Below are 22,474 nucleotides of genomic sequence, written 5' to 3' on the forward strand. Positions count from 1 at the left end.
CAGCCGGCGCAGGCGACGTCCAGATAGGCGCTGGGTGATGCCCGGACGGCGCTAGGCGACGTCCAGATAGGCGCTGGGGGGTGCGGACTCCAGCCAGGCGAGGAAGCCGGTCAGCGCGTCGTCGCTCATCGCCAGCGACAGATCGCGCGTCGAGCCCGAGCAGTCGATCGCGACCAGTCCACCGTCGAGCTCACGACGCCGGGAAACGACAAGGCCGCGCCTCGCGATAGCGTGGCGCGGCCGAAGTCGCACTCCCAGAACCGGGGTCCAGTGAAGCTCCCCGTCGGCGTAGCGGGCTATGCCACTGCGCCAGGCGCCGTCACCCACCCGGATGCGACAGGGGACGCTGCCACGACGGGCCAGCAGGAGATGGCGCGCGACCAGCAGGGCGGCGGCAAGCAGCACACATATCACTATCGTCGCTACCATGCCGCCCCCTAGACTCGCGATGATCAGACCTCTTCGCCCGCCGCACGCAGCCGGGCCCTCGCCCGCTTGGCCTCGATGGACGCGTCCGCGTCCTCCTGGTTGGCCTCGATCGAGGCCTGAGCCCGGTCGAGAGCGTCACGAGCAGCCGCGACGTCGACCTCGGAACCGAGCTCGGCCACCTCGGCCAGCACCGACACCTCGTTCTCGGCCACGGAGATGAAACCGCCGTGCACTGCGGCGACGAGGTCACCCTCGCCCTCCCGCTTCACACGCAGCACGCCGCCCTCAACGAGAACACCGAGCACAGGTGCGTGTTGCGGCATAATACCGATCTCGCCGTCCACGGTCTTGGCAATCACCATGTCGGCCTCGCCCGACCAGATCTCACGCTCGGGTGAGACAACCCCTACGCGTAGCTTCGCCACTTGTGTAGGTTCCTTTCCGATCAGGTGGTGGCTCGGCTGCGAACCGTGCCACCACCGTGTGGGGCGACTTAGCGGCGCTCGAGTTCCTTGGCCTTGGCCACGGCCTGCTCGATGCCACCGACCATGAAGAACGCCTGCTCAGGCAGGTGGTCGTACTCACCCGCGCAGAGGCCCTTGAAGGAGGCGATGGTCTCGTCCAGCGGCACGTTCTCGCCAGGCTGACCGGTGAACGCCTCGGCGGCGTACATCGGGTGCGACAGGAACCGCTCGATGCGACGGGCCCGCTGCACCGTGACCTTGTCCTCTTCGGACAGCTCGTCGATACCGAGGATCGCGATGATGTCCTGGAGCTCGCGGTACTTCTGCAGGATCCGCTTGGTCTCCTGGGCCACCCGGTAGTGCTCCTCGCCGACGATCGTCGGGTCGAGGATCCGGGAGGAGGAGTCGAGCGGGTCCACCGCGGGGTAGATGCCCTTCTCCGAGACCGGCCGCGAGAGCACGGTCTGCGCGTCGAGGTGCGCGAACGCGTTGTGCGGAGCCGGGTCGGTGATGTCGTCGGCGGGCACGTAGATCGCCTGCATGGAGGTGATCGAGTGACCACGCGTCGAGGTGATGCGCTCCTGGAGAACACCCATCTCGTCGGCCAGCGTCGGCTGGTAACCCACGGCCGAGGGCATGCGGCCCAGCAGCGTGGAGACCTCCGAACCGGCCTGCGTGAAGCGGAAGATGTTGTCGATGAAGAGCAGCACGTCCTGCTTCTGCACGTCGCGGAAGTATTCCGCCATCGTCAGAGCCGACAGCGCGACCCGCAGACGGGTGCCCGGGGGCTCGTCCATCTGACCGAAGACGAGCGCGGTGTCCTTGAGGACGTCCGCCTCCTCCATCTCCAGCCAGAGGTCGTTGCCCTCACGGGTGCGCTCGCCCACCCCGGCGAACACCGAGGTGCCACCGAAGTTGCGGGCGACCCGGCGGATCATCTCCTGGATGAGGACGGTCTTGCCCACACCCGCGCCGCCGAACAGGCCGATCTTGCCACCCAGGACGTACGGGGTGAGCAGGTCGATGACCTTGATGCCCGTGACGAGCATCTCGGTGCGCGACTCGAGCTGGTCGAACGGCGGCGACGGCCGGTGGATGCCCCACTTCTCGGTGATCTTGAGCGTGGCGGTCGGCACGTCCAGCGACTCGCCGAGCGTGTTCCACACGTGGCCCTTGACGACGTCGCCGACGGGCACCGAGATCGGCGCCCCCGTGTCGGCGACGGCCATCCCACGGACGACACCGTCGGTGGGCTGCATGGAGATGGCCCGGACGAGGTTGTCACCCAGGTGCTGGGCCACCTCCGCGGTCAGGGTCTTGGCCTCGCCACCGAGGGTCACCTCGAGGGTCAGCGCGTTGTAGATCGCGGGCATCGCCTCGACGGGGAACTCCACGTCGATGACGGGCCCTGTGACGCGAGCCACGCGGCCGACACCGGCCACGGGGGTCTCAACAGTCTCAACAGCCTCTGCAGTCATTTCACTCTTTCCCCGCTGCGGCGTCAGCGAGCGCGTTGGCGCCACCGACGATCTCGCTGATTTCCTGGGTGATCTCTGCCTGGCGAGCCTGGTTCATCTGCATGGTGAACACGCGGATCAGCTCGTTGGCGTTGTCCGTGGCGGACTTCATCGCCCGGCGGCGCGCCGCCTCCTCCGAAGCCGCGGACTCCAGCAGCGCCGTGAAGATGCGGGACTCCACGTAGCGCGGCAGCAGCGACTCCAGCACGTCGGCCGCGGTCGGCTCGAACTCGAAGTACGGAGGGATCGTCTCGGTCTCGGTCGCCTCGGTCTCCTCGACCTCCAGCGGCAGAATGCGCTTGACCACGACATTCTGCGTGAGCATCGAGACGAACTCGGTCGAGACGATGTGGATCTCGTCGATGCCGTTCTCGTCCTTGAAGGACTCGATCAGCGTCTCGGCGATCTCCTTGGCGTCCTTGTAGGCCGGAGCCCTGGAGAAGCCGACCCACTGGCCGCCCATCTCCCGGCTGCGGAAGCTGTGCCAGGTGACACCCTTCCGGCCGGTGACGAACGGCACCACGTCCATGCCGCGGCCCGCCAGCAGCCCGCGCAGGGCCTCGGCCTCGCGCAGCACGTTGGCGTTGAAGCCACCGCAGAAGCCGCTGTCGCTGGTGACGATGAGGACGCCCGCCTTGGCGGGGTTGTCCTTCGCCACGGTCAGCGGATGATCGACGCTCGCGGCGTTGCTGACGACGCCCGTGACGGCGCGAATGATCTCACGCTCGTACGGCAACGCCGCCTGCATCCGCATCTGCGCCTTCACGATCCGCGAAGAGGCGATGAGCTCCTGGGCGCGCGTGATCTTGGCGGTCGACTTGACCGACTTGATCCGCCGCCGCAGCAGCCTTAGCTGGGCACCCATCGGCTACTTCTTCTCCGCCGAGCGAACGACCTTGCGGATCTTCTCCTGGCCGACCTCTTCGGCCGCCAGAGGAGCCACAGGCTCGTCCTTCACCAGCAGTTCGCCGGAGGAGGTGGTGAAGCCCTTCTTGAACTCCGTGATGGCGTCCTTGAGCACGGTCACCGTGTCGTCGCCCAGCTGCCCGCTCTCGCGGATGCCGTCGAAGATGCCCTTGTGCGAGCTCTGGATGAACTCCAGGAACTCACTCTCGAAGCGCCGGATGTCCTCCACCGGAACCTCGTCGAGCTCGCCCGTGGTGCCCGCCCAGACCGACACGACCTGGTGCTCGGTCGGGAACGGGGAGTACTGGGGCTGGATGAGCAGCTCGGTCAGGCGCTGGCCGCGGTCGAGCTGGGCGCGGGAGGCCGCGTCCAGGTCGGACGCGAAGGCCGCGAAGGCTTCCAGGTCGCGATACTGCGACAGCGACAGCCGCAGCGTGCCCGCGACCTTCCGCATCGCCTTGGACTGCGCGGAGCCGCCGACTCGGGAGACCGAGATACCGACGTTGATCGCAGGCCGGATGCCGGCGTTGAAGTAGTCGGTCTCCAGGAAGCACTGGCCGTCGGTGATGGAGATGACGTTGGTCGGGATGAACGCCGAGACGTCGTTGCCCTTCGTCTCGATGATCGGCAGACCGGTCATCGAGCCGCCGCCCAGGTCGTCGGAGAGCTTGGCGCAGCGCTCCAGCAGCCGGGAGTGGAGGTAGAAGACGTCACCGGGGAACGCCTCGCGGCCCGGCGGGCGGCGAAGCAGCAGCGAGACGGCGCGGTAGGCGTCGGCCTGCTTGGTGAGGTCGTCGAAAATGATCAGAACGTGCTTGCCCTGGTACATCCAGTGCTGGCCGATGGCCGAGCCGGTGTAGGGGGCGATGTACTTGTAGCCGGCCGGGTCGGACGCCGGGGCGGCGACGATCGTGGTGTATTCGAGTGCGCCGGCCTCTTCGAGGCGGGAGCGCACCTGCGCGATCGTCGAACCCTTCTGGCCGACGGCCACGTAAACGCAGCGCACCTGCTTCTCGGGGTCACCCGAGGCCCAGTTCTCGCGCTGGTTGAGGATGGTGTCCACGGCGATCGCGGTCTTGCCGGTGCCACGGTCACCGATGATCAGCTGGCGCTGGCCACGGCCGATCGGCGTCATGGCGTCGATCGCCTTGATGCCGGTCTGCAGCGGCTGCTTCACCGGCTGACGCTGGACGACCGAGGGCGCCTGGAGCTCAAGGGCGCGAAGGCCCTCGGACTCGATCGCGCCCTTGCCGTCGAGCGGGTTGCCCAGGGGGTCGACCACGCGGCCGAGGAAGTTGTCGCCGACCGGCACGGACAGGACCTCGCCCGTCCGGCGGACCGTCTGACCTTCCTCGATGCCGCTGAACTCGCCCAGGACCACGGCACCGATTTCACGGGTGTCGAGGTTAAGTGCCAGGCCGCGCGTGCCGTTCTCGAACTCGAGCAGCTCGTTCGCCATCGCCGAGGGAAGGCCGGAGACATGGGCAATGCCGTCGCCGGCGTCGACGACGGTCCCGATCTCCTCGCGCGCGGCGCCTTCCGGTTCGTACGCCTGGACGAAGCGCTCAAGCGCGTCCCGGATCTCGTCCGGCCGGATCGTAAGCTCCGCCATCTCTACTCTGTCTCCCTATTCGCCTAGCCGGCCAACCGGCGGCGGACTTCTTCGATTCGTCCCACAATGGTGGTGTCGATGATTTCGTCGCCGATGCGGACCGAGAACCCACCGAGCACTCGTTTGTCCACCTCGACATTCAGGTGCACGTCGCGGCCGTAAGAGGAACGCAGCCACGCGATGAGCCGCTGCCTCTGCGCCTCCGACAACTCGACGGCGCTGCGCACCACCGCCACCAGGCGCTGACTCTGCTGCGACACGAGCCGGCCGAACTCTTCCAGGCCCGTTTCCAGGTTACGTCCTCGCGGATGCACCGCCACCTGCGTGATCAGGCGCAGGGTGGTCGGTGCCACCTTCTCCGCCAGCAGGTCGCGCAGCAGGTCCCGCTTGTCCGTCTCCGGGGCACCCGCGTCGGCGAGTGCGCTTCGCAGCTGCGGGTTGGCGGCCAGGATGCGGCCGAAGCGGAAGAGCTCGTCCTCCACCTCGTCGAGCTTGCGCTGGCCCTCGGCCTCGGCCGCCGCGGCGATGACGCCGAGACGCTCCAGCACGTCGGCCAGGTCACCGGCGCGCGACCACTTGGCCGAGACCGCGGCCTCGACGGTGGCGATCGCGGCCTCGCTGACCCGGCCGTCGAGCAGCGCGCGCACGGTGCGCGCCTTCTGCTCGGCGGGCCTGGCCTGGTCGGACAGGGCCCGGCGCAGGCCGTGCTCCCGGTCGAGCAGATCCGCGGCGGCGAACAGCTCGTCGGAGAGCGTGCCGAGGTCGGCGCTGCCGGCGACCACGTTGAAGCGCTCCTCGACCTCTGCCAGCGAGGTCCTGCTCAAGCCCCGCATCAACCCACCGCCTGCGCGTTTGAGCTCTCCAGCTCGTCAAGGAAGCGGTCGACGGTGCGGCGCTGCCTGGCCTCGTCCTCAAGGGACTCGCCCACGATCCGGCTGGCGAGGTCGGTCGACAGACGACCGACCTCGTTGCGGAGCTGGGCGAAGGCGGCCTGGCGGTCCGCTTCGATCTGGGCGTGCGCCGCCTCGACGAGACGACGGGCCTCGGCCTGCGCCTCCTCGCGGAGCTCAGCCTTGATCTGCGCGGCCTGCTCACGAGCTTCCTCGCGCAGGCGCGCCGCGTCGCGGCGGGCCTCTTCGAGCTGCTCGCTGTACTGCCGCTGCAGAACCTGCGCCTGCGCCTGGGCCTCCTCCGCCCTCTTGATGCCGCCTTCGATGGCGTCGGTGCGCTCGGCCAGCGTCTTCTGGATACGCGGGACGAGAATCTTGCCGACGACGAAGAGGACGACGAAGAACGAGAAGATACCGACGACGAGCTCGTAGGTGTGCGGGATCAGAGGGTTGGCACCCTCCTCCGCCGCCGCGAGGAGCGTAGCTGCCGTTTTCATGGATGCAGCCTTTCGTCAGGGATTCTTCTGGTCGTCAGATTGCCTGGAAGATGAACGGCGCGACCAGGCCGATCAGGGCGAGGGCCTCGGTGAGGACGAAGCCGAGGAGCATGTTCTGACGGATCAGGCCGTAGGCCTCGGGCTGACGCGCGATGGCCTGCACGCCCTGACCGAAGATGATGCCGACGCCGATGCCGGGGCCGATGGCGGCGAGACCGTAACCGATGGCGGTTACGTTGCCGGAGACCTCAGCGAGAACGTTCAGGCTGCTCATTGCTCGTTTTCCTTTACTGAACGGCCGGTGAAGTGGAGTCTCACCGGTCATGGATATTCCGGTATGTGGTTCTCAGTGATCCGCGTGCAGCGCGCCGTTGATGTACATCGCGGCCAGCATCGCGAAGAGGAATGCCTGCAGGAACTGGATGAACATCTCGAAGCCGGTGAGCACGATCGTCATGATCACACCGAGCACGCCGATGGGCGCGCCGAGCGGGGTCAGCGCCTCGAACAGGAACCAGAAGCCCACCATGCTGAAGAACGCCAGCAGCATGTGGCCGGCGAACATGTTCGCGAACAGTCGCACGGCGTGCGTGAACGGCGCGATGATCATGTTCGACAGGAACTCGATCGGGGCCAGCAGCGCGTAGATCGGCTTCGGCAGTCCCGGCGGGAACATCATGTTCTTGAAGTAGCCGACCGGGCCCTGATGCTTGACGCCCAGGTAGACCTTGAGCACGTAGATCGAGATCGCCAGCACGAGGGGGAAGGCGATGTGCGAGGCGACCGGGAACTGGAGCACCGGGATGACGCCCATGAGGTTCCAGACCAGCACCAAGAAGAACAGGGTGAGCAACAGCCCCATCCACCGGTCGGCGTCCTTGCCGAGGAAGGGCCGGGCGACCTGGTCACGCACGAACATGTAGCCGTATTCGGCGACGTTCTGCACACCTCTGGGCACCAGCTTGGGCTTGGCGAAGGCCGCCCAGCAGAAGACGATCACGATGACCGAGGCGAACAGGGCGAGCAGAACCGGCTTGGTGAACCAGTCGACCCCGGGAATGATGGGGGGCAGCGTGAAGAGCTCGTCAGGCGTGGGCGCCCCGAACTCTCCCGGTGGTGCTAGGACCGTCAGCGTACTCACGCGGCGTTCCCTTCAACGTCGTAGTTGATCACAACAAGAGTTTCCTCAGAGAAGCGGTCGCTGCGTCGGGCTAGCGACCGTGCCTCCGGTAGACCGCATAGCCGGCGAGCACCAGCCCCAGGACGATGCCTATGGGGAAGAACGCGGACCAGTCCAGCCACCGGTCCAGCAACCACCCGATGCCGCCGTAGACCGCCATCCCGGCGAGAAGATAGCTGGGGACCGACCACATGGCGTCGGCGAAGTCGCGACCGTCTGTTTCCGGTCGACGTTCTTGTTCGCTCATCGCGGCCCTGACGATAGCAGGCGAGTAGAGGACTAGTCATATCGGACCCCGTCCTGTTAGTAAGCCTCATCGGTCGCCCTGACCGGGGACCGTGGCTTCGGGGTCGACGTACAGCATCTTGGTCTTGATGAAGGCCCGGACCTCGAAACCGGTCCAGACGATCGTGCACACCACCACCGACCAGGCGAAGACCTGGGGGTTCCAGAGCGTGGTGTCACCGAACGTGACCAGCATCACCATGATGACGATGACTTTGACGAGATAGCTGACCATCGCGGCGATGGCCATCATCTGGGGGGACACCCGGGCGGCGTAGGAGATCGCCACCACGCTGATGCTGAAGAAGACGGCGACGAGCAGGGTGCCGATCAACGCGCCCAGCGCTCCTGCGCCACCGACCGTCAACTGGGCCACCACCACGGCAACCACTCCGACCGCCAGGGTCGGGATCGCGGCGCTCTTGAGTACGCGCACGTCGTTGGCTTGCATCGGTGCTCCATCAGCGTGTTATCAAGCGAGCGTTTGCTACCCCCTGAACTTGTGCATCCGGGGGCCCCTGCTCGTGAAAGATATCACAAGCGCACGGAAGACCGCTTTTACCTGCCGTTTCTAGTTCCCTGTCAAGGACGACTCGGAAAGGCAGGAATGACCGGATTATGCTCGGCGCTCGCCCGCTCCTGCGTCGGCCCGGACTCCGGCGGCATCCGCCGCCTGATCTCGGTCTCCGGCACGATCGGCGGCATCGGGCCGGTGGGCGGCCCGTCATCGTCGCCCGCCTGGTCACGCGCCGCCCTGACCCGGCGGCGCCACCGCGGCGCGGCCATCATCACCAGCACGCCGAGGGCGAGCAGGATCATCGGCGGGAACAGCAGCACCGGCACGCCGATCGTGGACATCGCCACGATGCCGAACGCGAACAGGAACGCCCACGCGTACATGATCAGCACCGACTGCCGGTGCGAGTGCCCGATGTCCATCAGCCGGTGGTGCAGGTGGCCCCGGTCCGGGGCGAACGGCGACATGCCGTAAGAGGTGCGCCGCACCACGGCGGTGATCAGGTCGATGAGCGGCAGCACCAGCACCGCGGCGGGCACCAGGAGCGGGGTCAGCACGCCGAACTTGTTGATGCCCTCGATGACCGACGGGTCGACCGGCGTCACCGTGACGATCGAGGAGGCGAGCACCAGCCCGATCAGCATCGCACCCGTGTCGCCCATGAAGATCTTGGCCGGGTGGAAGTTGTGCGGCAGGAAGCCCAGGCAGGTGCCGATGAGGACGGCGGCGATGGCCGCGGTCGTGGTGATGCGGTCACCGGTGATGCTCTGCTTGAGGAAGATCGAGTAGGCCCAGGTGGCCATGGCGGCGATGCACACGATCCCGGCGGCGAGGCCGTCGAGCCCGTCGACGAAGTTGACCGCGTTGATGGCCACCACCACGACGAGGATCGTGATGATCGTGCTCAGGGTGTAGTCGAGGCTGGTGGAACCGCCCCAGTCCTTCGGCAGCGGGATGTAGGTCAACCGCAACCCGAAAGAGACCAGCAGCCCCGCGGCGGCGATCTGACCGGCGAGCTTGATGAAGGGGTCCATGCCCCACCAGTCGTCCAGGAAGCCGGTCACCGTGATGACGCCGCCCGCCACGATGAGCGCCAGCACCGGGTCGCCCTCGGAGTCGGCGAGCGCCGCGCCGGTGTTGGTCAGCTCACCCGCCACCAGCAGGCCCGCGACGAGCCCGCCGTACATCGCCAGGCCGCCCAGCCGGGGCGTCGGGGTGGTGTGCACGTCACGTTCACGGATCTCCGGCGCGGCACCGATACGGATGGCGAAGCGACGCACCAGCGGAACGAGCAGATAAGTCACCGCGGCCGCGATGAGCGCCATGAACATGTATTCGCGCACAGACCTAGTTTCCAGGATGTTCCGGCCGCCTGTGACCGGAAAACGACTCAGAACAGCTTAATCTTCGCTGAGATATGGCTGATGGATGGACAGCAGCGCAGCCACTCTTGCCTGCACGTCCTCCACGGCTTCGGGCTTTCGGATGGCTCTGGCCACCAATGTGCCAATTTCCGCCATTTCCTGGGGCCCCAGCCCCTGGGTGGTGACACAGGGCGTGCCGACGCGGATGCCCGAGGTCACGGCCGCCGGCTCCGGATCGTACGGAATCGCGTTCCGGTTGAGGGTGATGCCCGCCGCCGCGCACCGGCGCTCCGCCTCGGCGCCGGAGATGGCCAGGTCGCGCAGGTCGATCAGCGCCAGGTGCGTGTCCGTGCCGCCGGAGACCGGCCGCATCCCTTCGGCGGCCAGCGACCGGCACAGGGCCTGCGCGTTGGCCACCACCTGCCGCGCGTAGTCGGCGAACTCCGGCCGCAGCGCCTCCCCGAACGCCACCGCCTTCGCCGCCACTGCGTGCATCAGGGGGCCGCCCTGAATGAACGGGAACACCGCCCGGTCGATCCTGGCGGCCAGCTCCGCCGTGCACAGGATGCCTCCGCCGCGCGGCCCGCGCAGCGACTTGTGCGTGGTGAAGGTGACGACATCCGCGTACGGCACCGCCGACGGTACGGCGCGGCCCGCCATCAGGCCGATCGGGTGCGCCGCATCGGCCAGCAGCCAGGCGCCCACCTCATCGGCGATCCCCCGCAGCACCCCGTAGTCGATCAGGCGCGGATAGGCCGTCGCGCCGCAGACGATCACCTTGGGCCGGTGCCGCAGCGCCAGGTCCCTGACCTCGTCGTAGTCGATCAGCTCGGTGTCGCGCCGCACCCCGTAGGCCGCCACGTCGAACCACCGGCCAGAGAAGTTGACCTTGGAACCGTGGGTGAGATGCCCGCCGTGCGGCAGCGCCATGGCCAGCATCGTGTCGCCGGGCTGCAGCAACGCCGCGTACGCGGCCAGGTTCGCCGACGCGCCGGAGTGCGGCTGGACGTTGGCGTGCTCGGCGCCGAACAACGCGCGGGCCCGCTCGATGGCCAGCCGCTCGGCCCGGTCCACGACCTCGCAGCCGCCGTAGTAACGCTTGCCCGGGTAGCCCTCGGCGTACTTGTTGCTCAGCGTCGATCCGAGGGCGGCCAGCACGGCGGGCGAGGTGAAGTTCTCGCTCGCGATGAGCTGGAGTCCGGCGCGCGCCCGCTCGACCTCGTCGAGCAGGATCCGCGCCAGCTCCGGGTCCTGCCGCTGGAGCTGGCCGAAGTCGGGGCCGTAGGTGGGTTCGACACCCATGACTCCACTGTACGAGCACGCGTCCGGTTTTTTCCAGGATGTCGGGACAGGTGGTGTTCAGGAGAACGCGTGTGGCGCTCCGATGGCGCTGGGGATCCACCGCGGGGTGTCGGCCGCCTCGTCGCTGATCGACGTGAGCACGGCCTGGCGGTACTGGCTGAGCCGGGTGCGCCACTCCTGCAGGTCCTCGACGTAGCGGGCGCCGACCGGCGCGTCCCACGTCTGCGGGCTTCTGGCGAGCTGGTAGGCCTTGTCCAGCGACGAGGTGAGGCTTTCCAGCAACGGCAGGACGCTCTGCCAGGCCGTCACGAGCCGCTGGTACTCGGGGTTGAACTCCCAGGCCCTCGGCTGACTGTCCAGCACGCCGCCGGACGTCGACGGCGGATTCTCCCCGGGCTGGCGCGGGCGTGGCGCGGGCGGATCCACGTACATCAGGCACTCCTCTCCGGTGTCTCCGGATCGACCGACCCATGCGGTCCACCGGGCTCGATGTCCACAGGGACCCACACTCCCTCTCGCCACTCCCCTGGCATCTCCACGTTCTGGACGCCCTGCGCGTCCCCGATCATCAGGCGGATCGCATCCGCGGTGAGCGGATCGACGTTCACCGACACCACGTCACCGCTGTCGTTCGCCCAGGCGCTCACGGCCGCCGGGGCGCCGGGGACCTCGTTCGCGCCCGTGCCGCCGTAGGTGGGCGGACTCTGCGTGCCCACCGGCTGGGTGGCGCTGTCCGGCGGCCGGGTGCCGCTGGCGGTGTCGGGCGGCCGGGTGCCGGTGGCGGTGTCGGGCGGCTGGGTGCCGGTGGCCGGTGGCGGGGTGCTGGTAGCGGTGTCCGGCGGCGGAGTCGGAGGCACCACCAACCCAGACCCATCGTTACGCGGCACCTGCCCTACACCGTCCTGCCTGCCGTTGTCCTGCCTGCCGTTGTCCTGCCTGCCGTTGTCCTGCCTGCCGTTGTCCTGCCTGCCGTTGTCCTGCCTGCCGTTGTCGTCTCGGACGTTGCCGTCCTGTCTTGCGTTGTCGTCCCGGCCGCCGTAGCCGTCCTGCCTGGGGTTGCCGTCCGGCCCGACATTGCCGTCCTGCCTGGGGTCGCGTACGTCCTGGTCGCGCGGCTGAGCGTCGCGTGAGGTCCCGCTGTCGCGACCGCTGCCGTTGTCCGAGCAGCCCTCCGACCCATCGGAGGCAGGTGGCTGCGTGGCCGACGGCTGATCCGTACCGGACGGCGGCGCCGTGCCGGTGGGCGGGTCAATGCGGTTGGGCTGGCCAGTGCCGGTGGGCGGATCATTCCGTACGGGCTGATCCGAACCGGTCGGCGGGTCGTTCCGGATGGGCTGATCCGAACCGGTCGGCGGGTCGTTCCGGATGGGCTGATCCGAACCGGTCGGCGGGTCGTTCCGGATGGGCTGATCAATTCGAGGGGACTGATCGTTGCCGGAGGGCCGATCCGGGTAGCCGTCCACCTGGCCGGACCTGCCATCCACTTGCGGCATGTCTATCGGCTGAACTTTGTCCAAATTCTTGAGCAGGCTGTCCAGCTGAGTGGCCGTCGGCGGGTCGAGCGGCACTTGGATCACTTTGACCCCGTCTACTTCGACGACCTGCGGCCTACTCGGATCGCGGTCATCCGGGTGATCCTTCGCGGGAGTGTCGGTGATTCCCCGATCCCGCACATTGTCATCGCAGACGTTCCCGTCCGGCTTACCGTCGTCGGTCTTGCCGTCGGGCTTACCATCGCCGACCTTGCCATCGGGCTTATCGTCGCCGACCTTCCCGTCCGGCTTACCATCACCGACCTTGTCGTCCGGCGTGCCGATGTCGACCCTGCCATCCGGCTTACCATCACCGGTCTTCCCATCAGGCTTACCGTCATCGACCTTGCCATCGGGCTTACCGTCGCCGGTCTTCCCGTCATCGACCTTGCCGTCCGGCTTTCCATCTTCGACTTTGCCGTCCGGCTTACCGTCGTCGATCTTCCCGTCCGGCTTACCATCACCGACCTTGTCGTCCGGCGTGCCGATGTCGACCCTGCCATCCGGCTTACCGTCGCCGGTCTTCCCATCGGGCTTACCGTCGCCGACCTTGCCGTCCGGCTTACCGTCATCGACCTTGCCATCAGGCTTACCGTCTCCGGTCTTTCCGTCGGGTTTGCCGTCGCCTGTGGGAGGGGGATCGTAGTCGTTTCGCTTGGGGTCGTCCGGGGTCGGGCGGGTGGCGTCGCGGTCGGTGACGCGCTTTTCCAGCACCCCCAGGCGAGCCGTGACGTCCTTGACCATCTTGTCCGCCGCGTCCGCCACCTGTGCCGGGCGGTGGGTGGTCTGGGTCGCCAGGCCGGCGCCGGTCATGATCTGACCGACGCGCCCTTCGACCCTGCGCAGCTCCTCCGCCGCCCGCTTGGCCTCGCCCAGCAGGTCGCGGACCAGCTTGGGATCCATGCCGTCGAACTTGCCCATGGGTCACTCCCGGACGTCGCTGCTCCGGGCTTCACCGTAATGTCGACCCGGCCGCTCGCGCAGCCGGGATAAGCAGACGGTATACGTCACTCGTCGGTGGCGACGTACCCGATGATGCCGCGGAGCTTCCCGACGGGGATCGCGCCGCTCCTGAGGAGACGGGGAACGGCCGTCGTCAGGTCCAGGATGGTGGACGGGGTGCTGTCGGTGGTCTTGCCGCCGTCGAGGTAGACGGCGACGGAGTCGCCGAGCTGCTCCTGCGCCTCCGCGGCCGTGACGGCCGCGGCCGAGCCCGAGCGGTTGGCGCTGGAGACCGCCATCGGGCCCGTCTCCTTGAGCAGGTCGAGCGCGACCGGGTGCAGCGGCATGCGCAGCGCCACGGTGCCCTTGGTGTCGCCCAGGTCCCACGACAGCGCCCGGTTGGCCTTGCAGACCAGCGTGAGCGGCCCGGGCCAGAAGGCGTCGATCAGGTCCTGGCCGTAGGGGCCGAGGTCCTCCACGAGCGCGCTGGCGGCCCGGACCGTGCCGACGAGGACGGGGGGCGGCATGTCGCGGCCGCGCCCCTTGGCCTCGAGCAGCGCGGTGACCGCCGCGGGCGTGAAGGCGTCGGCGCCGATGCCGTAGACGGTGTCGGTCGGCAGCACGACGAGCTCGCCGCGGCGGACGGCCGCGGCAGCCTCGACCAGGCCTTCGGCCCGCTGTTCGAGGTCGGTGCAGTCAAAGCTTCTTCCCACGGCGTGCATCCTAGTCCTGGCCTAGCTTGGCGGTGACGAAGCGGTCCCTGCGCGTCAGATCCTGGCGGAGTCGTACGTCACGCCAGCCGTTGTCCTCAGGGAAGGTGAGGTAAGCCGACCTGCCCTGCTCGTCGGCGTGCTCGACGACCACCCAGCCGCCGGCGCGCAGCAGCCGGCGGGCGGTGCGCTCGACCGCGCGCACCTCGCCGAGGCCGTCGTCTCCGGTGCCGTAGAGGGCGCGGGCGGGGTCGTAGTCGCGGACCTCGGGGTCGCGCGGGATCGCGCCGGGCGGGATGTAGGGCGGGTTGGAGATGACCAGGTCGACCTTGCCGTTGAGCTCGGGCAGGGCTTCGGCGAGGTCTTCGGGGTGCAGGTGGGTGCGGCCCTGGCCGTGCTCGGTGATGTTGCGCTTGGCCCAGCTGTAGGCGTCGGGGTCGACCTCGACGGCGTGCACCTCGGAGAGCGCGACCTCCTGGGCGATGGACAGCGCGATGGCGCCCGAGCCGGTGCCCAGGTCGACGACGATGGGCGCGGTGACGTCCATGGCGCGCAGCGTCTCGATGGCCCAGCCCGTCATGACCTCGGTCTCGGGGCGGGGGACGAAGACGCCCGGGCCGACCGCGAGCTCCAGGTAGCGGAAGTAGGCGTGGCCGGTGATGTGCTGGAGCGGCTCACGCGACTCGCGCCTGGCGACGCCTTCCCAGAACAGCGCGTCGAAGTCGGCGTCCTTGACGGTGTGCAGCTCACTCCTGCGCACGCCGTGGACGAACGCCGCGATCTCCTCCGCGTCCGTGCGCGGGGACGGCACACCTGCCTCGGCCAGCCGCGCGGTGGCGAGGGCGATCTCGTCCAGCAGAAATGTCATGAGTGTTGTGCGAGCTTCTCCGCCATTTCGGCGTCGATGAGGGCTTGGGTGACGGCATTGAGCTCACCGTCGAGAACCTGGTCGAGGTTATACGCCTTGAAGCCGACCCGGTGGTCGGAAATTCGGTTCTCGGGATAATTGTAGGTGCGTACGCGTTCGGAACGGTCGACGGTGCGCACCTGCGACTTCCGTTCGGCCTGCGCGGCGGCGTCGGCCTGCTCCTGGGCGATGGCCAGCAGCCGGGCGCGCAGGATGCGCATCGCCGACTCCTTGTTCTGCAGCTGGCTCTTCTCGTTCTGGCAGGAGACCACGGTGCCGGTGGGCAGGTGGGTGATGCGGACCGCGGAGTCGGTGGTGTTGACGCTCTGGCCGCCGGGGCCGCTGGAGCGGTAGACGTCGATGCGCAGCTCGTTGGGGTCGATCTGGACCTCGACGTCCTCCGCCTCGGGGTAGACGAACACCCCCGCGGCGCTGGTGTGGATGCGGCCCTGCGACTCGGTGACGGGCACGCGCTGCACCCGGTGCACCCCGCCTTCGAACTTGAGCCTGGACCACACGCCGTCGTCGCCCTTGGCCTTGATGGCGACCGCGACGTCCTTGTAGCCGCCCAGGTCGGAAGGCTGGCTGTCGATGATCTCGGCCTTCCAGCCGATGCGCTCGGCGTAGCGGAGATACATGCGCAGCAGATCGCCCGCGAACAGCGCGGACTCCTCGCCGCCCTCGCCCGCCTTGATCTCCATGATGATGTCCTTGTCATCATTGGGATCACGCGGGATCAGCAGATGCTTGAGCCGCTCCTCCAGCCGGGGGATGCGCTTCTCCAGCTCGGCGGCCTCCTCGGCGAACCCCTCGTCCTCACCGGCGAGCTCCTTGGCGGCGGACAGGTCGTCGCGGGTCGCCTCCAGCTCGCGGTAGGTGCCGACGACCGGGGTGAGCTGGGCGTAGCGTTTGCCGAGGGTGCGGGCCCTGCCCTGGTCGGCGTGCACGGCGGGATCGGCGAGCTGCGACTCCAGCTCGGAATACTCCTTGAGCAACTCGTCGAGGTTCACCGTGCATCCTTCGTCTTGCGTGTGGGCGGGGCCGTTTCACCAAGAACGCCGACCCGGCGCACGCGAGGGTGCGGCCGGATCGGCGTCGGTGAAGCTAGTTGCCCGAGGGCTTCTTGCCGAAGCGCTTCTCGAAGCGCGCCACCCGGCCACCGGTGTCCAGGATCTTCTGCTTGCCCGTGTAGAACGGGTGGCAGGCAGAGCAGACGTCGGCGTGGATCGCGCCGTTCTTGGCGGTGCTGCGGGTGGTGAAGGTGGCGCCGCACGTGCAGGTGACGTGCGTGACGTGATAATCGGGGTGAATGTCGCGCTTCATGGCTGTCCTTTCGGGTGCGGTCGCCGGGTCGCCAGCTGGTGCGTCAGATGCGCATGGGCGGGAGCCGGTACCGCAAAATTCGGTCAGCTACCAGTGTGCCAGATGGTTCAACCACCCAGGGCCACCAGCCATTCCCCCGGTCTTTATGGCGTCGGTCGCGGCGGTCACACTAGGCTCCGCCGCACCAAACATCACTTTTTCCGACTAAAAGGATCATTCATCTGATGAAGAGAAGGGTGCGGTCGCTGCTCGCGACCGCCACGGGGGTCGCCGTTCTTTTCGGAGGCGCAGGCCTCACCACCACCGGCAGCGCGTACGCCGCACAGCACGCGCTGACCACCGGGCCGGACTTCATGGGGGATGTCTCGGCCAGCGCGTACGTGCCGGTCCAGGGCGAGGCAGGAGCCAGCGTGACGCTCAAGCTCAGGGACCCGGCGACGGTCAGGCGGGTCACCGGCGTGATCGCGGCGCCGGGGAAGCCCGACCGGCCGGTCACGTTCGACTTCGAGCGCGACGCCGTCATCACCGGGAAGTGGACGATCGGCGAACGCGACCCGGCCGGCCGGTGGAAACTGACGGTCAACGTCGTCCGCCAGACCACCCAGGTCAACGACTTCACCGTCAAAGTGGCCGGCAAGCAGCGCATCACCTCCGCCTCCGTCACCCCCGACCCCGTCGCGCTGGTCCGCGGCAAGGACGTGAAGGTCCTGGTGGAGAGCACGATCGAGGGCTCCGGCATGGTGTCGGCCAAGCTCGTCAGCGACAGGAGCAGTCAGTACTACGACCTCGGCAACCTGGCTCTGGAGCCCGGCGGCCGTCACCGCGGCACCGCCTACTTCGGGGACGACAGCACCGCCGGCGCGTGGACGCTGGAGATCTACGCCACCCGCGGCGGCGAGGTCCTCAAGGGGGTGTCGCCCTTCACGGTGAAGGCGGCCGCCCAGGGCGCCTCCGGGAAGGCCGGGGCCAGGGTCACGATCGGCGCGGCCAAGAAGGTCAGGAAGGGCGCGTACTTCAAGGTGTACGGCAGGGCCTACCGGGGTGCCAAGCCGTACGCGAACAAGAAACTGAAGATCCACTTCAAGGCCAAGGGCGGCAGCACGTACAAGCTCGTCGCCTTCGTCAGGACGAACCGATCCGGCAGGTACGCCAAATCCCTCAAGGCGGGCGCGGACGGCTATTTCCGCGTCACGTCGCCGGGCACGCGGGCGACCCGCGCGGCCCTGTCCCCCCAGCGCCTGGTGGACGTGCGGTAGAACGGCCCGGAACGCGAAGAAGCGGCGGGGCGAACCCCGCCGCTTCCTCACCTCGCGCGCACTAGTCGCGGTCGTTGCTCACGGTGGTCTTCTGGACCTGAAGCAGGAACTCCGCGTTGGAGGAGGTCTCCTTCATCTTCTCCAGAAGAAGCTCCAGAGCCTGCTGCATGTCGAGGGCGTGCAGCACGCGGCGGAGCTTCCAGACGATCTGGAGCTCGTCCTTGGCCATGAGGATCTCTTCCTTACGGGTGCCGGACGCGTCGACGTCCACCGCGGGGAAGATCCGCTTGTCGGCCAGGGAGCGGTTGAGCTTGAGCTCCATGTTGCCGGTGCCCTTGAACTCCTCGAAGATGACCTCGTCCATCTTGGACCCGGTCTCGACCAGGGCCGTGGCGAGGATCGTCAGCGAGCCGCCGTTCTCGATGTTGCGGGCGGCGCCGAAGAAGCGCTTGGGCGGGTAGAGGGCCGTGGAGTCGACACCACCGGACAGAATGCGCCCGGAGGCCGGGGCGGCCAGGTTGTAGGCGCGGCCCAGACGGGTGATCGAGTCGAGCAGCACGACCACGTCGTGGCCCAGCTCCACCAGGCGCTTGGCGCGCTCGATGGCGAGCTCGGCGACGGTGGTGTGGTCCTCGGCCGGCCGGTCGAAGGTCGAGTGGATGACCTCGCCCTTGACCGAGCGCTGCATGTCGGTGACCTCTTCAGGCCGCTCGTCCACGAGCACGACCATGAGGTGGCACTCGGGGTTGTTGCGGGTGATCGCGTTGGCGATCGACTGCAGCACCATCGTCTTACCGGCCTTGGGCGGCGAGACGATGAGACCGCGCTGGCCCTTGCCGATGGGCGAGACGAGGTCGATGATCCGCGTGGTGAGGATGTTCGGCTCGGTCTCCAGGCGCAGGCGGTCCTGCGGGTAGAGCGGCGTCAGCTTGTTGAAGTCCGGCCGGTTGCGGGCCTGCTCCGGGTCCATGCCGTTGACGGTGTCGAGGCGGACCAGGGCGTTGAACTTCTCGCGCCGCTCGCCGTCGCGCGGCTGGCGGACGGCGCCGGTGATGACGTCGCCCTTGCGCAGGCCGTTGCGGCGGATCTGGGCGAGCGAGACGTAGACGTCGTTGCTGCCCGGCAGGTAGCCGCTCGTCCTGACGAAGGCGTAGTTGTCGAGGATGTCGAGGATGCCGGCGATCGGGATCAGCACATCGTCGTCGCCGATCACGGGCTCGGTGCTGTCGAAGCGCTCGCGGCCACGGCCACGGTTGCGCTCCCTGAACCGGCCACGGCGCCCGCGTCCGCCCCGCTCGTCGTCGTCGCCCGCGCCACCGCGCGGGTCGCTGCCACGACCGCCGGAGTCGGCAGCGCGCTCGCGCTGGTCGGTACGCCCGTCACGGCCGTCACGACCGCCATCACGGCCACCGTCGCGACCGCCGTCACGACCGTCCCGGCTGTCACGCACGTCACGCCCGCCATCACGGGAGCCGTCACGCACGTCACGCCCGCCGTCACGGGAGCTGTCACGGCTCTCGCCGCGACCCTCGCCGCGGTCGCTGACGCGGTCGCCGGCGCGGTCGTTGCCGCCACGCTCGCCGCGCTCACGGCGCTCGCCACGGCCGCGGCGCTCCCGGCGGCTCTCGCCACGGTCGCCACGCGGGTCGCCCTGCTGGGTCTCGGTGGACTGGGCCGGCTGAGTGGTCTGAGTGGCCGCAGGGGCCTGCTCGACGACCGGCTCGGCCGCGGCCACGACGGGCTCGGCGGCCGCGACCACCGGCTCGGCGGCGGCCTGTGCGACCGGCTCTTCCACGGTCTTGGTGCGGGAACGTTCCCGACGGGTGCGGGTGGGCCGCTCCGCGGCGGGAGCCGCGTCGGCGGCGACAGGCGCCTCGGTCGCGGTTGCCGTAGCGGGCGCGGCGTCCCCGATGCCGCCACCCTGCTTCTCCTGGATGGCCGCGATGAGCTGGCTCTTCCGCATGCGCCCGGTGCCGCTGATGCCCAGTTCGGCGGCCATCTTCTGCAGCTCGGGCAGCACCTTGGCGGACAGGCCGGTGCCGGAGCGACGCGCACGCGGCTTGGCCGCGGCACGGGTGGGGGTGTCGCCGGTCGCAGCAGGTGTGCCTGGTGCGTCGGAGAGGAGTTCGGTGGTGTCGCTCAACTAAAAGGTCCTTCCCAGGGGTCGGGCGCCGGATTCATTCGCCGGGCGTCCCGGATGTGCTTGCGATCCGGCGGGACAGACCGAACCGGGCTGCACTTTTGCGATCTTCGGCCGCCGCTGGGGACGGTCGCCACTCTTGGCAAGGGGCTCGTCCAGGTCGCCACAGGACGGTGACGAGTGGATGACAACCCCTAAGATTGCTGCCGCCAGCCGGATGTCGAGGTGATTCGAACGCGTGGATCCCCGTCGTCGCCGCCTCACGTTGGGCCTACCGGGTGTGGGCCAACCGGAGGCAACGGATTCCGGGGAGACAGCCGCGCTACTCACGCCTCGCGACGTGAAGCATGATGCAGCGATGTACGGCTGACAAGCACGCGCACCCAACAAGGGGGCATCTGGTGCGGCTATCAGCCTAACATCACCAGCGCACACGGCTATTCCCTGAAGGTCTAAAGAGGTATCAGCGTGTCTCGGGAACCTGAACGTTCGCGCCAACTGGATCGACGTCCATTAGCTGGATGTGCCAGTCATTACCCACTTCTGGCGCGATCAAATCCTGCGAATCCGATGTCGAAAACGCGAGGATCGTGGGACCCGCTCCCGAAACGACCGCGGGCACGCCCACTGCACGCAGACGTTCTACCAGATCCGCGCTCTCGCGCATGGCAGGCGCGCGGTAATCCTGATGGAGACGGTCCTCCGTGGCTGCGAGCAGCAACGCCCGCTCTGGCCGCTGGGTCAGCGCGGCGATCAGCAACGCGGCCCTGCCGGCATTGAAGGAGGCGTCCTTGTGGGGCACATCCTTCGGCAACAGGCCCCGGGCGGTCTCTGTGGCCAGCCGCGTCGCCGGAACGATCACTACAGGCCGGATACTCGCATCGGGAACCAGTTTCACCATACGTGGTGCGCCGCTGTGCTGCGTCCAGGCGATCGTCAGCCCGCCGGCCAGGCAGGGCGCGACGTTGTCCGGGTGCCCTTCCATCTCGTCGGCCAGCGCGAACACCTCATCATCGGTCAGGTCGCCGTTCCGCGAGAGCGCCCGTGCCGCGAGGATCCCCGCGCAGATGGCCGCGGACGAGCTGCCCAGGCCGCGGGCGTGCGGAATCCTGTTATGGCACCGCAACCGGATCCCGTCCGGCTGCGGCGTCCCCATCCGGTCGAAGGCCGCGCGCATCGCCTTGACGACGAGATGCCCTTCACCGGTGTCGAGCTCCCCGGCCCCCTCGCCGGTCACCACAACCTCTACGCCGCCGCCGTCGGCGAGTGAGGCGTCGATGTCGTCGTAGAGGCTCAGCGCCAGTCCCAGGGCGTCGTACCCCGGCCCCAGATTGGCCGACGTCGCCGGCACGCGGATGTGAACGGTCGTCATTCGTGAGCCTTTCTCGCCATTGTCCGCGTCATTCCTCTGTGAGGCCGCGATCAATTTCTCTATGGGCGTACGGAAACCCACCCATCGCGTACGGCAGCCGTACCCGGGAGGAGGTCACCGGCACGAGGGCGGCACATCCGCCCGCACGGTCAGGCGAGGCTGAGAGCGGCCGCGGCCGCGTGCACGTCGATGGGGATCGTGACCGGAGCCGGAGCGCCGGAGATGGCCCAGTCGGGGTCCTTGAGTCCGTTGCCCGTGACCGTGCAGACGATCCGCTGCCCGGGGGCGACGAGGCCGTCGGCGTGCGCCTGCAGCAGGCCGGCGACGCTCGCCGCCGAGGCGAGCTCCACGAAGACGCCCTCCTCCTGGGCCAGCAGCTTGTAGGCGGCGGCGATCTGCCGGTCGGTGACGGCCTTGATGACGCCGCCGGACTCGTCGCGGGCCGCGGTGGCGAGCTGCCAGGAGGCGGGGTTGCCGATGCGGATGGCGGTGGCGATGGTGTGCGGGTGCGTGACCGGCGCGCCGTCGACGATCGGGGCCGCGCCGCTGGCCTGGAAGCCGAACATGCGGGGGCGCGTGGCGGAGATGCCGTCGGTGGCGTATTCCTGGTAGCCCATCCAGTAGGCGGAGATGTTGCCGGCGTTGCCCACCGGGATGCAGTGGATGTCGGGCGCGTCCCCGAGCGTGTCCACGATCTCGAAGGCGGCGGTCTTCTGGCCCTGCAGCCGGAACGGGTTGACGGAGTTGACCAGCGCGATCGGGTAGTTCGACGAGAGCTTGCGGGTCATCTCCAGGCAGTCGTCGAAGGAGCCCTCGACCTGCAGCAGCGTGGCGCCATGGACGAGGGCCTGGGCCAGCTTGCCCATCGCGATCTTGCCGCGGGGCACCAGCACGGCGCAGGTGAGCCCGGCGCGCACGGCGTAGGCGGCGGCCGAGGCGGAGGTGTTGCCGGTGGAGGCGCAGATGACCGCCTTGGCGCCCTCCTCGACGGCCTTGCTGATGGCCATGGTCATGCCGCGGTCTTTGAAGCTGCCCGTCGGATTGGCGCCCTCGACCTTGAGGAAGACGTCGCACCCGGTGATGGCGGAGACGCGGTGCGCGGGCACCAGCGGGGTGCCGCCTTCGAGCAGCGTGACGACGGGCGTCTGCGGAGTGACCGGCAGCCGATCGCGGTACTCCTCGATGAGGCCACGCCAGGACCTGCCCATTGATATCTCCCTACCTGCGCTGTTGGGCACCGAGTCTACGGGGTCGGCAGGGTGGGCGCGGTGCCGCGTCCAGTGCGTGGACAGCGTCCGGAAGAACGTCATTATTCAGGAAAATCTCAGC

At 68.4% G+C, this 22,474-nt stretch carries 23 protein-coding genes; 1 reads left to right on the top strand and 22 read right to left on the bottom strand.

Features of this window, described 5'->3' with window-relative positions:
• Positions 1–51: 51 nt before the first annotated feature.
• The 19 genes from IEY87_RS10910 to rpmE all read right to left on the bottom strand — a co-directional run bounded on the left by IEY87_RS10910 (position 52) and on the right by rpmE (position 16,377).
• The gene (locus IEY87_RS10910; protein WP_229699322.1) at positions 52–405 is read right to left on the bottom strand and encodes a DUF2550 family protein; all 354 of its coding nucleotides are present in this window, start codon (positions 403–405) and stop codon (positions 52–54) included.
• A 47-nt stretch (positions 406–452) separates the two neighbouring features.
• Complete coding sequence (locus IEY87_RS10915) at positions 453–854, bottom strand: F0F1 ATP synthase subunit epsilon (RefSeq protein WP_189138436.1); 402 nt, start codon at positions 852–854, stop codon at positions 453–455.
• A 68-nt stretch (positions 855–922) separates the two neighbouring features.
• Positions 923–2,371 (bottom strand): F0F1 ATP synthase subunit beta, encoded by a 1,449-nt coding sequence (gene atpD / locus IEY87_RS10920; RefSeq protein ID WP_189138437.1) that lies wholly within the window; start codon positions 2,369–2,371, stop codon positions 923–925.
• Between the two features lies 1 nt (position 2,372).
• Entirely contained in the window at positions 2,373–3,275 is a 903-nt protein-coding gene (locus tag IEY87_RS10925) for a F0F1 ATP synthase subunit gamma (RefSeq protein ID WP_189138438.1), read from the bottom strand.
• Positions 3,276–3,278: 3 nt separating this feature from the next.
• Positions 3,279–4,928 (bottom strand): F0F1 ATP synthase subunit alpha, encoded by a 1,650-nt coding sequence (gene atpA, locus IEY87_RS10930; RefSeq protein ID WP_189138439.1) that lies wholly within the window; start codon positions 4,926–4,928, stop codon positions 3,279–3,281.
• 23 nt (positions 4,929–4,951) lie between these two features.
• The gene (locus IEY87_RS10935; RefSeq protein WP_189138440.1) at positions 4,952–5,761 is read right to left on the bottom strand and encodes a F0F1 ATP synthase subunit delta; all 810 of its coding nucleotides are present in this window, start codon (positions 5,759–5,761) and stop codon (positions 4,952–4,954) included.
• A complete protein-coding gene (locus IEY87_RS10940; RefSeq protein ID WP_189138441.1) occupies positions 5,761–6,315 on the bottom strand; it encodes a F0F1 ATP synthase subunit B in 555 nt (184 codons plus the stop codon). Before IEY87_RS10940 ends, IEY87_RS10935 begins: the two co-directional genes overlap by 1 nt.
• A 34-nt stretch (positions 6,316–6,349) precedes the next feature.
• The gene (gene atpE, locus IEY87_RS10945) at positions 6,350–6,589 is read right to left on the bottom strand and encodes an ATP synthase F0 subunit C (RefSeq protein ID WP_189138442.1); all 240 of its coding nucleotides are present in this window, start codon (positions 6,587–6,589) and stop codon (positions 6,350–6,352) included.
• Between the two features lie 72 nt (positions 6,590–6,661).
• Positions 6,662–7,456: a F0F1 ATP synthase subunit A gene (gene atpB / locus IEY87_RS10950; protein WP_189138443.1), complete on the bottom strand. Its 795-nt coding sequence runs from the start codon at positions 7,454–7,456 to the stop codon at positions 6,662–6,664.
• A gap of 70 nt (positions 7,457–7,526) precedes the next feature.
• On the bottom strand, positions 7,527–7,742 hold the full coding sequence (locus IEY87_RS10955; RefSeq protein ID WP_189138444.1) for an AtpZ/AtpI family protein: 216 nt from the start codon (positions 7,740–7,742) through the stop codon (positions 7,527–7,529).
• Between the two features lie 66 nt (positions 7,743–7,808).
• Positions 7,809–8,231 carry a Cg1360 family ATP-synthase-associated protein gene (locus tag IEY87_RS10960; protein WP_189138445.1) on the bottom strand — a complete coding sequence of 141 codons (423 nt, stop codon included), beginning with the start codon at positions 8,229–8,231 and terminating at the stop codon, positions 7,809–7,811.
• 131 nt (positions 8,232–8,362) lie between these two features.
• Positions 8,363–9,640, bottom strand: a complete 1,278-nt coding sequence (locus IEY87_RS10965) for a glycosyltransferase family 4 protein (RefSeq protein ID WP_189138446.1) — start codon at positions 9,638–9,640, stop codon at positions 8,363–8,365.
• Positions 9,641–9,697: 57 nt separating this feature from the next.
• Entirely contained in the window at positions 9,698–10,963 is a 1,266-nt protein-coding gene (gene glyA, locus IEY87_RS10970; RefSeq protein WP_189138447.1) for a serine hydroxymethyltransferase, read from the bottom strand.
• 57 nt (positions 10,964–11,020) lie between these two features.
• A complete protein-coding gene (locus IEY87_RS10975; RefSeq protein WP_189138448.1) occupies positions 11,021–11,395 on the bottom strand; it encodes a hypothetical protein in 375 nt (124 codons plus the stop codon).
• Positions 11,395–13,308, bottom strand: coding sequence for a hypothetical protein (locus tag IEY87_RS10980; RefSeq protein ID WP_189138449.1), 1,914 nt, complete (start codon positions 13,306–13,308; stop codon positions 11,395–11,397). Before IEY87_RS10980 ends, IEY87_RS10975 begins: the two co-directional genes overlap by 1 nt.
• 194 nt (positions 13,309–13,502) lie before the next feature.
• The gene (locus tag IEY87_RS10985; RefSeq protein WP_225276926.1) at positions 13,503–14,150 is read right to left on the bottom strand and encodes an L-threonylcarbamoyladenylate synthase; all 648 of its coding nucleotides are present in this window, start codon (positions 14,148–14,150) and stop codon (positions 13,503–13,505) included.
• Between the two features lie 10 nt (positions 14,151–14,160).
• Positions 14,161–15,015, bottom strand: a complete 855-nt coding sequence (gene prmC / locus IEY87_RS10990) for a peptide chain release factor N(5)-glutamine methyltransferase (RefSeq protein WP_189138451.1) — start codon at positions 15,013–15,015, stop codon at positions 14,161–14,163.
• Positions 15,012–16,064, bottom strand: coding sequence for a peptide chain release factor 1 (prfA, locus tag IEY87_RS10995; protein ID WP_189138452.1), 1,053 nt, complete (start codon positions 16,062–16,064; stop codon positions 15,012–15,014). The genes prmC and prfA overlap by 4 nt, the downstream gene beginning before the upstream one ends.
• A gap of 94 nt (positions 16,065–16,158) precedes the next feature.
• Complete coding sequence (gene rpmE, locus IEY87_RS11000; protein ID WP_189138453.1) at positions 16,159–16,377, bottom strand: 50S ribosomal protein L31; 219 nt, start codon at positions 16,375–16,377, stop codon at positions 16,159–16,161.
• A gap of 224 nt (positions 16,378–16,601) precedes the next feature.
• On the opposite strand from rpmE, the gene IEY87_RS11005 reads away from it, so the two are divergent.
• Positions 16,602–17,633, top strand: coding sequence for a hypothetical protein (locus IEY87_RS11005; protein ID WP_189138454.1), 1,032 nt, complete (start codon positions 16,602–16,604; stop codon positions 17,631–17,633).
• A 61-nt stretch (positions 17,634–17,694) separates the two neighbouring features.
• Here the strand turns inward: IEY87_RS11005 and rho are convergent, their stop codons facing one another.
• The 3 genes from rho to thrC all read right to left on the bottom strand — a co-directional run bounded on the left by rho (position 17,695) and on the right by thrC (position 22,353).
• The gene (gene rho / locus IEY87_RS11010) at positions 17,695–19,776 is read right to left on the bottom strand and encodes a transcription termination factor Rho (protein WP_189138455.1); all 2,082 of its coding nucleotides are present in this window, start codon (positions 19,774–19,776) and stop codon (positions 17,695–17,697) included.
• Positions 19,777–20,236: 460 nt separating this feature from the next.
• Positions 20,237–21,145, bottom strand: coding sequence for a homoserine kinase (thrB, locus tag IEY87_RS11015; RefSeq protein ID WP_189138456.1), 909 nt, complete (start codon positions 21,143–21,145; stop codon positions 20,237–20,239).
• 149 nt (positions 21,146–21,294) lie between these two features.
• Positions 21,295–22,353 carry a threonine synthase gene (gene thrC, locus IEY87_RS11020; RefSeq protein WP_189138457.1) on the bottom strand — a complete coding sequence of 353 codons (1,059 nt, stop codon included), beginning with the start codon at positions 22,351–22,353 and terminating at the stop codon, positions 21,295–21,297.
• Positions 22,354–22,474: the final 121 nt, after the last annotated feature.

The organism is Nonomuraea glycinis (assembly GCF_014646515.1).
Taxonomy (GTDB): domain Bacteria; phylum Actinomycetota; class Actinomycetes; order Streptosporangiales; family Streptosporangiaceae; genus Nonomuraea; species Nonomuraea glycinis.